Raw genomic sequence first — 12,507 nt, 5'->3', positions numbered from 1 at the left:
AAAACCACATCTGATTGTAAACTACTAATACCAATTTTACGTGAATCTCCACAGAATCATAAAATACATTGACTCATCCTTCCTTATCTGCATTTATTTGCGTTCATCTGCGTTTAATTATTCTTAAAATCTTAAATTGACATATACAAATTTTATGTTACGTGATTTCCAAAATCGAGCCGAATTAGTCGCATATCTCAAGGAACAGTTCCCCCAAGCCGCAGCACAAGATGATCACATTAGCGATATTCCCGGAGGAAGGAAAGCCGCACAACAAGCGCTACAAAAAATTGACCCCATAGCTTACGCAAAAACCCGCAACTTCCTAACTGGTGACATTACCAAATTGTCACCATACCTTCGTCATGGAGTCTTGAGTTTGCGGGAAGTTCGAGAATATATACTGAACCGAATTGAGAATCCAGAGGATGCTAATAAACTAATTAACGAATTAGGCTGGCGTGATTATTGGCAAAGATTATATGTCAAACTAGGAAACGAGATTTGGCAAAATCAAGAAGAATTCAAAACCGGTTATCAATCAACAGACTACGCAGCCCAACTACCTGAAGATATCACAACCGGAACGACAGGACTAGTTTGCATTGACAGCTTTAGTCAGGAACTACGAGAAACAGGCTATCTACACAACCATACAAGAATGTGGTTAGCAGCTTATATTATCCATTGGCGACATATTCAATGGCAAGCCGGCGCAAAATGGTTTCTTCAACATTTACTCGACGGTGATCCAGCAAGTAACAATATGTCATGGCAATGGGTAGCAAGTACATTTAGTCATAAACCCTATTTTTTCAACCGTGAGAATCTAGAACGTTACAGCAAAGGCGTTTACTGTCGTCAATGTCCCCATTTTGGTAAATGCGACTTTGAAGGCAGTTATGAACAAATAGAACAGCGACTTTTTCCTCAAGCTAAATTCAGCAAACAGCCTAATAGTCAAAGTTGGCAAAAAGGCAATCATCGAAGATAAGGCCACCAATTTGTTAATAAATGTAAAGAATAAGTCCTATCTCAAAAATCAAATGATATCTTAAAAGCATAGGACACCAAGCAAATAAAAACCAACTAAAAGAAAGGGTAAATGATTCAGTGTGTCCCCTATCATCAGCCCGACAATTACAGCGTTATTGATGACGAAGTGGCAACTAGCCAAACTCTAGATGAGGTGGCGAGGCCAAATCCCAGAGCGGAAAGACGTGGAGATGCTGTATTTGCGTTTTAGAAAGTCCACCCTTAGTAACTTAAATTCACTTACTCACTTTAATCATTTGAAACCTGCAAATTCATTAGAACCCGGTCAACCTTGATCGGGTTTTTAGATGTTTATACCTTGTTTTAATGAGAAAATTGCTGTGATATGAGCTAAATAGTCCTTTCCCAATTGATTTTTTACAGTATAATTTAAAGATTTTAAAGCGGCTCTAAGTAGTGAGGCAAAATTAATTACACAATGCCATTGCGTAAGCGTTGCGTGGCGTTAGCCATATGGAACGAAGTGAAATGAAGCAATCGCAAGGGTTGTGATTGCTTCCCTTCGCTCGCAATGACTGTATACTAAACACGGTTGAGACATGGACTTTTACAAAATTACGAAAAACCTAGATTTGTAGGGGTAAAGCAAGAGCTTCATTGGTGTCAACTTAACGTAAAACCCATAGCCCGCCTGGGAATGAATTCCCAGTCTAAGGGACTTCCAAATAAAAAAATACTCAACCACCTAACGCAAAAATCTCTCAAACCCTTATTCCTCTGTGTCCTCTGCGCCTCTGTGGTTCGTTAATCAAGATAATTTATTTCTTGGAAGTCCCTAATAGTATTAACGTAAAACCCATAGCCCGCCTGGGAATGAATTTCTCGTTCCCATACTCTGTATGGGAATGAATTCTAGAAGGCTCTGCCTTCTATGAAAACAGAGGCAGAGCCTCTGTAATAGCATTCCCAGTCAGAGACTGGGAACGAGATATCATCAGGATTTGAGCTTAAGTTGACACCAATGAAGCTCTTGCTTTACCCCTACCCACAGAATCAAATTATTAAGCCGTGTTGAGTATAAATATTTTTGTCCAATTACTTAATTTTTCTTTGTGCTATGAATGGTAAATACACTCGTTCTCAATTATCCTAGATAAAGCATCTCAAAAACAAGCGCCATGCCTAAACGCCTCCTAGTGGTCGAATCTCCCGGAAAAGTCAAAAAATTGAGTCAAATTCTCGGTGCAGATTGGATTGTCCGCGCTAGTTGTGGACATATCCGCGAACTCAGTAACGACGGTGATGATTCACTAGGATTTACAATGGATGGTAATACTGTTCGCTGCAATTATATCCCCCGTGACCAACGGGCAAAAGAAACAATTCAACAATTAAAAGCCGCTGTTAGGCAAGTTGATGAAGTTGTTTTAGCTACAGACCCAGACAGAGAAGGAGAAACCATTGCTTGGCATCTTAAAGAAACGTTAGGATTAAGAGACCCCAAACGAGTAGTTTATACTGAGATTACACCATCAGCAGTGCGAAATGCGATCGCCCATCCCAGAAAACTTGACACTAATTTAATCGGTGCAGGATTATGTCGAGATTGTCTTGATAAGTTGGTAGGTTATAAAGGTAGTCCCCTGGTTTGGGGATTAAATAACGGGGCAAAAAGCGTAGGTAGAGTTCAAAGCGCCACATTACACCTAATTTGTCAGCGCGAAAGAGAGATTCTGGCTTTTGTTCCCCAAGATTACTGGAGTGTGTGGGTAGATTATCAAGAAGGATTTCGGGCTTTTTACAAAGGTACGGCCAATACTGACAAAGAAACACGGTATTGAGCCGAGATACGTGTAAAAACCTGCAAGATGGTCTGGAAACGCTTACTGTGTCTAGCTTTCATCAATTTTCACCCCCATCCTTATAAGGTTTTCCACACAGAGGACAAAACTTATACCTCAACGACACCACCAACTCACCACAATTGGCACAACTAGACCGTAATTGCGTACCGCATAGATAACAAAACCTAGCCCTAACATTACCCCACATTAAATCCACAACACCACCAGGATTCCAACATTGGGGGCAAAACTTAATCGCTGCCATTGCCAGAACCTCTTCTCCCCTGACAACAGCCTGCAAATACTCAACAGGCACAGAGAAAGCCAAAGCAAGACCGCTGAGAGTTTTATGGCTGAGTTTCCTTGTCAATCCCCGTTCAATCTTCCCCACAGAACGAGAATGAACACCAGCCGCATTCGCCACCTCAAACTGAGTTAAATTGAGTTCCTTTCTCATCCGCAAAACATAGTCGGACAGAGATTCTCCGGGTTTGGGAGTTTTAAAAGTATCCATAAAACGCTGCCAATATTTCTCCCTAAAACATATATAATTTAGGAATAAATAACCTTGCTAAAAACACACAAATTTCCGTGAAGCAAGCTGTCACATTAGCCACCGTTGCCGTCAAATTTTTAGAACGGACTGGACTAGCACCCAGTACCATAAAAACCTACGAACTAACCCTCTTAAACTTCCTGGCAGAGTATGGAAGTTGGCCAATCGAAATAATCAGTAAGCAAACATTAGTAGAGTATCTAGATAGCCTCTCACATTTAAAATACACAACCCACCACAAGCATCAAGCAATACTACAAAGTCAGAAATGTTGAATAGCGTAATAAAACTTTACATATTGAAATAAACTTAGCCTATAAGTGCTATTTTTCATCTTATCCAAATAAGTTTTCTAAACCAATGAACATAACTTATTTCCTGACACATATAGGACTGAAGATAACGGAGCTTATCTAATAAAGTTTTGCCAAATTCTTGCGGTATTTCTATTAGTTGCAATATCAAATAAGCGATTAAACAGCACATTATCTGAATTCTAATTCCATTCTCATTCTTTGTCATAAGTCTGTCTAACTTGAGGTGCATTTTTAAGAATTTCCATAACAATTCAATTTGCCATCTTTGTATGTAAATTTCCATAATCTCTTGATTACTAACTTGCTCTTCTCCTTCATTTAATAAGTTTGTTGCTAAACGAAATTCACTCTTAGTTTCTATATCACAAAATGCTACTACTCTAATTTCCACTTCTCTTTCATCTTTGCCAACTTTACAATTACCATTTTCTAGCATTTCTAAAGTGACATTATTTTTAATTCTTAAGACAAAAGCTTTATTTTTTTGTTGTTTTAATTCAGATATTCTTTCGGAGGATGCAAATCCTCTATCCATTATCCCTACTCCTTTTGACGGAATTGCTTCTACTGTTTCTTGTCCATATTTATGGTCATGTCCTTGCCCAAAATGAATCACCATTCCACCAACTTCTGATGTCAAACTATCTAACCCACAAAATAGTTTTACTTGATGATATCCTTGACTCCATAATAATTTACTTGTTAATGTAATAATTGTTGAATCTATAGGAAATAATGCTTGGGTTTCTTCCTTTCCTTTTTTCTTTCTCAGTTGATTGTTTAATTCAGTTATTATCTCCAAAAATACTTGAGTATCTCTCTTTTTACTTGCCTTGGAAAAATTTGATATTTTTAAATCTATCCCTTGATTATTTAGTCTTTGAAATAAATCTCTCATACTCACTATACTTTTATCCATGACATACTGTAACCACACTGATACAAATGAAAATGTGTCCAGAACTGGATAATCTTTTTTGGGCAATGGTTTCAATATTGTTTTGACCACTTCTGGGAAATTCTTTAAGCGCATAATTTGATAATTCTTTATCTAGATTTTTTTAGATTGTATCAAATTATGGTACTTTTTTTTAATCTTTTCCTAACATTCAACACTTCTGCTACAAAGTCTATTTAACTTCGCCGTCCAACAAGATTATATAAAAATCAACCCAATTCACGGATTAAAACAGCGTTCCCCACAACGAGAAAAAGGTGAACATAAAAGTGATACTCCTATAAGATATCTAACATCAGACCAGCTAAATATCCTCTATACAGCAACCAAAGATAACCTGCGGCTGTCAGCAATAATTCATCTATTGCATCGCACAGGATGCAGAATAGGAGAGCTTTTAGCCCTGAATTTATCAGACATAGATATCAAAAATCAGAAATTTCAGGTATTGGGAAAAGGCAACAAACAACGGTGGTGTTTTTATAGCAATGATGCCGCCCAATCACTAAATAAATATTTCCAACACACACGACATCAAAACATCAACGCACTGTTCACAGCACAACATCCAGTTACCCTCAAAGTCAGTAGAATTAGCTATCATACATTGCATGATTATTGGCGAGAAATTACCAGCACAAATCCCGAATTAACCGGGGTACGTATTCATGATTTACGCCATACTTATGCTACAGAACGAGTAGGATTAATCAGCATAGAAGAATTACGCTCACTCATGGGACATGAAAGCATTCAAACCACATTACGCTACCAGAAAGTTACCTCCCAAAAAGCTGAATCAGCCGCCCGTCACGCCTTAAATATGCTGATTAATCCAGAACTACAAAGCTGAACTGAGTCACCATAACATTCATAATTATTGACAACTTTTTGAGCTAAAAAACAACATTTTTATGGGCATTGTCAATTTCTACCCAAAAGAATATAAAATACTCTTTGGTAGAGGAGTGAGGGATAAAAGCATTTTCTGGGCTAACTTAAATTTTATGTTATAAATATTACTTGAATGGCTTCAATTGACCGTACCGCTTACCCCAAATTTAAACAATTTCCTGACCCCAAAGAACTGGCAGAACTTTATACTCCGACACCCACAGAAATCAAGTTTGTTAAGTCTAAAACCAAGAACCATGAAGGATTACTACGGTTAATGGTGATGCTCAAATCCTTTCAACGTCTGGGATATTTCCCTCATCCTGAACAGATCCCAATTGCAGTAATTAAACATTTACGGTCGTGTTTAAAGTTACAAGACTCAGTAAAAGCAATACCCTCCGAACGCCAACGTCATACCTATAAAAATATTATTCGGGAATATTTAGGGGTCAAACAATATGATAAAACTGGTCAAAGATTAATAGCCACATTAGTTGCAGAAGCAGCCCAAATTAAAGACCACCCTGCTGATTTAATCAATGTGGCAATTGAGGAATTAGTGAAAGAACGATACGAATTACCAGCATTTAGCACCCTTGACCGATTAATTCGCCATATTCGGTCAATGGTCAATAATCAGTTATTTGCACTTTGTTCTCAAGGACTTTCAACTATCGAACAAACTTATTTAGACCAATTACTCGTGGTGATAGACAATGAGGATGATGATGAAAATGCCACCCTGAATTTATTAAAATCGCCACCTAAAAGTGCCAAACTAAATGGGATGAAACTCCTGCAAAACAAGTTTGATATGCTCATGACTTTTGGAGATGCCAAGCGATTACTACAAAATATTACTCCTACCAAAGTTAGACATTTTGCCGCTTATGCTAGAACTTTAGATATCACGGAATTTCAAGATATTAATTTACCCAAACGGCGGACATTGCTATTATGTCTATTATACGAAGCACAGGTAAAAACTCGTGATTATCTGGTTGAGATGTTTATTAAACGTATCCTGAAAATTCAAAATAATGCCAAACTGCGATTGCAGGAACTCCGGGATAAACATCTGACAGAAACATCAGAGTTGTTAGCGACATTGGGACAAGTATTGCAAGCATCCAAACAAGCCAAGGAAACCCAGGATAATGCTGTATTTGGAGAACAGGTGCAGTTAATTTTGGATGAACATGGTGGGGCAGAATTGCTGATGCAAAAATTAGATGAAATTGCGGCGTACAATACCAATAACTATTTACCATTAATGTGGCGGTTTTATGCTGCCAACCGCAAAGCACTGTTTAGTTTAGTGCGTTCTCTAGATATTCTTTCTACTTCTGCGGATGAATCAGTGATTGAAGCTTTGCAATTTGTGTTAGATCATGAACACAAACGCTCTAAATATTTACCTTTTGATATTGATTTGGGTTTTATTAGTAATAACTGGCGGGCGCTAGTTGTCGCCGAAATTGATGACACCGAGGTTTTGGTACGTCAGCAATTAGAAATTTGCATCTTTTACAATTTGGCGACTGAATTTAAAACGGGAGATGCCTGTGTTGTGGGGTCGGAGAGCTACGCGGATTTCCGCGAACAATTATTAAGTCCTGTTGAGTGTGAACCATTAATAAAAGATTACTGTGACTTAATTGGTTTTCCGGCTAATCCAACGGATTTTGTCGAACATTTACGCTTATGTTTAACACAAGTCGCTGAGAAAGTAGATAATATTTGTGCTGTCGATAAACAATTTACAATTAATAAGGAAGGCAATCCTGTATTAAAGAAACCGCCATCATTTACCCAACCTCCAGAGGTGGATTTATTGGAGTCGAAAATCCGGGCGCTGATGCCGGAACGGAGTATTTTAGACATATTATGCAATGTTGAGCATTGGTTGAATTGGACTAGACATTTTGGTTTAATGTCGGGAAGTGAAGCCAAAATATCTGACCCTGGGGAACGTTATATTTTTACTACTTTTGGTTATGGTTGCAATCTTGGACCTAATCAAATGGCTCGTCATTCGGGGGGTATGGTGACTGCCCATGAAATTTCTTATACTAACCGTCGCCATGTTAGTGCTGCCAAGATTGAAGCGGCAATTCGGGATATTATTAATGCTTATAACCGTTTCAGCTTACCTTCTTGTTGGGGGACGGGGAAAAAGGCGGCAGCGGATGGTAGTAAGTTTGAGATATACGAAAATAATTTACACAGTGAGTATCATATCCGTTACGGTGGCTATGGTGGTATTGCCTATCATCATGTTTCTGATAAATACATTGCTTTGTTTACTCACTTCATTACTTGTGGGGTTTGGGAAGCGGTTTATATTTTGGATGGGTTGTTGAAAAATCTTTCGGATATTCAGCCGGATACGTTACACGCAGATACTCAAGGTCAATCTGGACCTGTGTTTGCTATTTCCTATCTTCTGGGTATTAAGTTGATGCCACGTATCCGTAATTGGCAGGATCTTAGTTTTGTGCGTCCTGGTACGGATGTGAGCTATCAGCATATTGAACCGCTGTTTAAGGGTGTTGTCAATTGGAGTTTAATTCAGACTCATTGGTATGACATGATGCGGGTGGTACTGTCAATTAAGGCTGGTAAGGTGATGCCTTCGACGCTGTTACGTAAGTTAGGGAGCTACAGTCGGAAAAATCGTCTTTATCAAGCTTTTCAAGAGTTGGGTAAGGTGGTACGGACTATGTTTCTGCTGGATTATATTTCTAATGTTACGTTGAGACGGGAAATTACGGCGGTAACAAATGTTGTGGAGATGTACAATGGTTTTCTGGATTGGGTATTTTTTGGTAAGCAAGGGATGATTACTGAGAATGATCCAATTGAGCAGGAAAAGCGGTTAAAGTATCTGGATTTGGTGGCCAGTGCGGTGATTTTGCAAAATACGGTGGATATGTCGTTGGCGATTCAAACGTTGATGTCACAGGGTGAGGTGATTCCTATGCGATACCTTGCTGCTTTGAGTCCTTATATTACAAGACATATCAAAAGATACGGTGATTATGTGGTGAATTTACATAATATTCCTCAACCTTTGGAGGCGGCGATTAATCTCCCTCCAGAAATCTTTGAAATGTAGACACAGTAAGCGTTTCCAGACCATCTTGCAGGTTTTTACACGTATCTCGGCTCAATACCAAGTTCAATATCTGTTAATGTCCAATCACGGGGATGCTGACAATGATGCGCTACTAATAGTCCCCATAATCCTCTCGGTATGAGAATTGGTACTACCAAGTTGGCGCGAACTTGCATACTGCGAAGAAAATCACGGTGACAATCCTGAATTGGTTCTAATTCTATATCAGCGATCGCTCTTACTCTTCCTTCTAAGTACAAAGCAGCATATTCATGGTTAAAACAACCGCTTGGTCCGGTAAAACCAAGAATCGAATATTCATCAGCACTCAATGATTCAAATGTTACCTGCCCTTGCCATTGTTCATAGAAATAATACAATACTACACGATTAGCCTGAAGTGATTCTCTCAGGTGATTTGTCGTTTTTCGCACTAATTCATCGCGTTCTATTCTGATAACAAGGCGATTAAGTAATTTTTGCAACCCCTCATCAGGGTGACAATTTGAGCGATTTTCAAATTCTGGGGAAGAAGGTTTACCTTGAGCGGAGTCGAAAGGAAGTTGCACAGATTTAAAATAATAACTAATTACACAATTTCACGCTTCTATAGAAATTTATCAGACATTGTACAGAAAATTATTCTTATTTAATAAAGAAATAATGTAGTTTATAAAGCTGGTAATTGGTGATTGGTAATTGGGAAGAATGTTTTACCCATTACCCATTACCCATCACCTATTACCTAACTCCAGCCACACTGGGCAAATTAACTTTTAAGCGTTTCAATATCGCTTCCCGTCCTTGCATTGCCAAAGTATCTTCTAAAGGTGAAAGTTTAATTTCTTGCTGATATTTCAACTTTAACGCAGTTTGAATTAACCAGTCGGCAACAAAAGGATTTTTTGGTAATAATGGACCGTGAGAATAGGTAGCGATCGCATTTTGATAAAACGCGCCTTCTGTGCCATCTTCTCCATTATTCCCCAAACCATACACCACACGCCCTAAAGCTTCCACTTTTCCTAATGTAGTCCGGCCACCGTGATTTTCAAACCCGACCAAATAAGGTTTTGTCCCTGTCATTGCTTCTAGTTCTTGCGCTAACCGGGAGGCTGTAACTTCTATCACTAAATTACCAATACATCTTTTAGTATTTTCACCAGGATGAATAGAAACTAAATCTAAGATTCCTAAACCTTCAATTCTTTGTCCAAAGGCTGGTTCATAATAATTTCCCAGCAGTTGGGGAGAACCACAGGTAAAAACTCCCGGCGTGCCACGTTCGATTTTATCACGCATTGCCTCAGCTTTTGCCCCTTGCAAATCCCTCATGACAATTTCTTGCTGACGATCCTGTGCGCCCCCACCAACAATCACATCTACTGATTTTATATCTTCTGTGGTGGACTCTTGGTCTAAGGGTAAAACAATGACATTATACCCCCGCCATTGAGCGCGACGTTGGATAGTGATCACATTTCCGCGATCGCCATAGGTACTCATCAACTTGGGATATAGCCAACCAATAATAATTTCCATCGGTTTATAACTTATAAAACCTCTACTATAGCAGGAGTCAAGTAGGGGCGCAGGGTCTGCGCCCATTCCGAATTGTGAGGTCTGCGCCCATTCCGAATTGTTGCAATATATTAATAAATTTCAAGTTTAGTAAACAGACAACACAAATAAAAAAACTCATGCTAGATTAAGGGTATGGTACAAAAAGGTTAAAAGTCAAACCTTAAATCCAAACTTTTCATTAGAGTTTGTGCCTCCTGCTCTAATGTATCGGCAATCAATTTTAGATTTTAGCTTCCTGTCAAAGTTTTTCCGCCTAAATCTCACCAAATTGTTATTGGAGGTGTTGAACTCGCAGCCAGAAGTGCCTGCCCATTAGAAATAAGGGAAGCGTGGTTTAAATCGAGCTTAATTGATTGCTTGTCAAGTCCACTTCTATTATTTTTGTATTGAACCACAACCTAATCAAGAAACCGCTGTAAGCTGCTGATAATCCTTCGTAGCTTGTAGCGGTTTCTGCTATGTATACTAAAAACAAAAAAATAGGTATTGTTAATGAATCAAAAAAATATATTCTCCGTCAATAGAGATATCAACTATTTACCTGTTTCTCACAGAGGTTATATTTATGTCATTACAATCACTTCGGGTTTTATTGTTGAGTAGTTTGGGCTGTTCTTTATTTTTTGGTAATACTGTAGCTTTTGCTCAAGTTGTTGTTCCTACAATACCATCAGGTTCATCTACTACAGTACCATCAGGTTCATCAACCACCATCCCAACTTCCACCACAGTTGACAGTAGCGCCAGATTTAGTTGCCAGTCTAACAATGGACAGTTTACAGTCATGTATCAGCCCCAAAGTCAACCAGGACAATACTTTGCTTGGGCTGCACCTCAGAATTTAGGAGGCGGATGGGATGCTCAGAAACGTTGTCAAGCGATCGCCACCCGTTTAGAATCATATCGCCCAGATGGATTACAAGAACTGCAAATAGCCGTAGAAAATAGCGAAAATATTATCTGTGTCACCACCGAAGCCCAACCCAGTTGTCGAATTGTCTTAACAGTCCCTCGTGGCAAAGATCCTTATACTATTCGCAATAGTGTATTCCAAAATTTAACTACTGCTGATAGTGGACAACAAACTATTGCTGTCAATACTTACACTAATCGTAATAGCAGTAATGGCAATAGCTTATACAGTCTCGGACAAACGCTTTTAGGTGGTAGCAAGAATCAAGTTACTTCTACTAAAGGTGGGATTAATTTGAAACCATACCTTGATCCTAAAGATGGTGGTACTGGTGGAAAACTGAGAAATGGAGTAGCAATTAAAGGTAGTACCACACGCCAAAGCCCCAATCGGCTAAATCCGGGCAGATTTCGTTAATTATGATTCCGGGCAACCACAGGGGGATTGCCCCTACAGTATTTTTGTGATTATATTTACCTTTTTAGAGAAATTAAATTTACCCTTTATATAATTTTGTCCTGTATTAACTTATTAGGTGTTGTAATTATTTCTCAGGATGGATTGGTTTTTGAAGATTAGTGGGTAAGTGAAGAATACGCAATAACCGCAATGACTGGTTATCTAATTTAGGCTGCTAATTCGTCATTATGCCCGATTTCCTACAAAGTAAGTTTGATATGACAAATTTATTAATTTATGGTAAGTTGGTACGATAATATCCAAATATCAACACTCTGACTACTTAAATGCCCAGAAATCAACTTTTGGTTATTGGCAAATAATTAGTATTTAAATACTACACTGAAACCAAAGCAGAGTAAAGTTGTCATAAATTGTATAATTTAACCAAAATATAACTTGGTGACAATCTAGTTCTACTATCTTTTGAAGAGAAATTAACAATGGTGACAAACCTGATTACAAATAATATGAATCAAGTTCTACAATTGGGCGATCGCACCCTCCAGCCTACAGAAGTTTTATCATTATTGTCGGAATACCAGCTATTACCGCTATTAATTAAGGAAATATTCATTGATCAAGCGATCGCAGAAATTGTCTGTACCCCAGAAGAAGAAAAACTAGCCTGCGAACAATTAGCCCAACAATATCAAGGACTAGAACCACAGAGCGAAAGTTTCCAAAAACTGAAAATCATGGCGGTACGACAATTAAAACTAGAAAAGTTCAAAGAGGAAACCTGGGGAGGGGATTTAAACTCCTACTTTTTTCAACGGAAAACCCAGTTAGATAGAGTGATTTATTCCCTAATTACCACCTCAGAACTTGGTATCGCTCAAGAAATTTACTTCCGTATTCAAGA

10 protein-coding genes and 2 pseudogenes are annotated in these 12,507 nt (G+C 38.5%); 8 read left to right on the top strand and 4 right to left on the bottom strand.

Translation table 11 applies throughout. From position 1 onward, the window contains the following. Positions 1 to 154: 154 nt before the first annotated feature. From HEQ36_RS12440 to HEQ36_RS12430, 3 genes and pseudogenes are all read left to right on the top strand, one after another. Positions 155 to 994 carry an FAD-binding domain-containing protein gene (locus tag HEQ36_RS12440; protein ID WP_168636571.1) on the top strand — a complete coding sequence of 280 codons (840 nt, stop codon included), beginning with the start codon at positions 155 to 157 and terminating at the stop codon, positions 992 to 994. A 111-nt stretch (positions 995 to 1,105) separates the two neighbouring features. Next, positions 1,106 to 1,246 (top strand): hypothetical protein, encoded by a 141-nt coding sequence (locus HEQ36_RS12435; RefSeq protein ID WP_168636572.1) that lies wholly within the window; start codon positions 1,106 to 1,108, stop codon positions 1,244 to 1,246. A gap of 928 nt (positions 1,247 to 2,174) precedes the next feature. Next, positions 2,175 to 2,816, top strand: a pseudogene (locus tag HEQ36_RS12430) (DNA topoisomerase); the annotation flags it as partial. A gap of 82 nt (positions 2,817 to 2,898) precedes the next feature. Here HEQ36_RS12430 and HEQ36_RS12425 read toward each other — a convergent pair. Continuing rightward, on the bottom strand, positions 2,899 to 3,354 hold the full coding sequence (locus HEQ36_RS12425; RefSeq protein WP_168635408.1) for a zinc ribbon domain-containing protein: 456 nt from the start codon (positions 3,352 to 3,354) through the stop codon (positions 2,899 to 2,901). Between the two features lie 77 nt (positions 3,355 to 3,431). Between HEQ36_RS12425 and HEQ36_RS12420 the strand changes: the two genes are divergently transcribed. Next, entirely contained in the window at positions 3,432 to 3,671 is a 240-nt protein-coding gene (locus HEQ36_RS12420; RefSeq protein WP_290707839.1) for a phage integrase N-terminal SAM-like domain-containing protein, read from the top strand. 55 nt (positions 3,672 to 3,726) lie between these two features. On the opposite strand, the gene HEQ36_RS12415 is transcribed toward HEQ36_RS12420, so the two are convergent. Continuing rightward, positions 3,727 to 4,746, bottom strand: coding sequence for a transposase (locus HEQ36_RS12415; protein WP_053537527.1), 1,020 nt, complete (start codon positions 4,744 to 4,746; stop codon positions 3,727 to 3,729). An 85-nt stretch (positions 4,747 to 4,831) separates the two neighbouring features. Here HEQ36_RS12415 and HEQ36_RS12410 point away from each other — a divergent pair, with 85 nt between their 5' ends. Together HEQ36_RS12410 and HEQ36_RS12405 are read left to right on the top strand one after the other, a co-directional pair. Then, the gene (locus HEQ36_RS12410; protein ID WP_367272409.1) at positions 4,832 to 5,524 is read left to right on the top strand and encodes a tyrosine-type recombinase/integrase; all 693 of its coding nucleotides are present in this window, start codon (positions 4,832 to 4,834) and stop codon (positions 5,522 to 5,524) included. 174 nt (positions 5,525 to 5,698) lie between these two features. Continuing rightward, positions 5,699 to 8,686 (top strand): Tn3 family transposase, encoded by a 2,988-nt coding sequence (locus tag HEQ36_RS12405; RefSeq protein ID WP_168636483.1) that lies wholly within the window; start codon positions 5,699 to 5,701, stop codon positions 8,684 to 8,686. A gap of 35 nt (positions 8,687 to 8,721) precedes the next feature. On the opposite strand, the gene HEQ36_RS12400 is transcribed toward HEQ36_RS12405, so the two are convergent. Then, positions 8,722 to 9,255 carry a GAF domain-containing protein gene (locus tag HEQ36_RS12400; RefSeq protein WP_290707836.1) on the bottom strand — a complete coding sequence of 178 codons (534 nt, stop codon included), beginning with the start codon at positions 9,253 to 9,255 and terminating at the stop codon, positions 8,722 to 8,724. A 172-nt stretch (positions 9,256 to 9,427) separates the two neighbouring features. Beyond that, positions 9,428 to 10,243, bottom strand: a complete 816-nt coding sequence (locus tag HEQ36_RS12395) for a type 1 glutamine amidotransferase (RefSeq protein WP_168636788.1) — start codon at positions 10,241 to 10,243, stop codon at positions 9,428 to 9,430. A gap of 592 nt (positions 10,244 to 10,835) precedes the next feature. On the opposite strand from HEQ36_RS12395, the gene HEQ36_RS12390 reads away from it, so the two are divergent. Both HEQ36_RS12390 and HEQ36_RS12385 read left to right on the top strand, forming a co-directional pair. After that, positions 10,836 to 11,600: a COP23 domain-containing protein gene (locus HEQ36_RS12390; protein WP_168636577.1), complete on the top strand. Its 765-nt coding sequence runs from the start codon at positions 10,836 to 10,838 to the stop codon at positions 11,598 to 11,600. A gap of 512 nt (positions 11,601 to 12,112) precedes the next feature. Beyond that, positions 12,113 to 12,507 (top strand): annotated as a pseudogene (locus HEQ36_RS12385) (peptidylprolyl isomerase); the annotation flags it as partial.

Source organism: Anabaena sp. 54 (genome assembly GCF_017355725.1).
Classification (GTDB): Bacteria; Cyanobacteriota; Cyanobacteriia; order Cyanobacteriales; family Nostocaceae; genus Dolichospermum; species Dolichospermum heterosporum.
The sequence above is the reverse complement of the archived record's forward strand: the minus strand, read 5'-3'. Positions and strand labels throughout refer to the sequence as shown.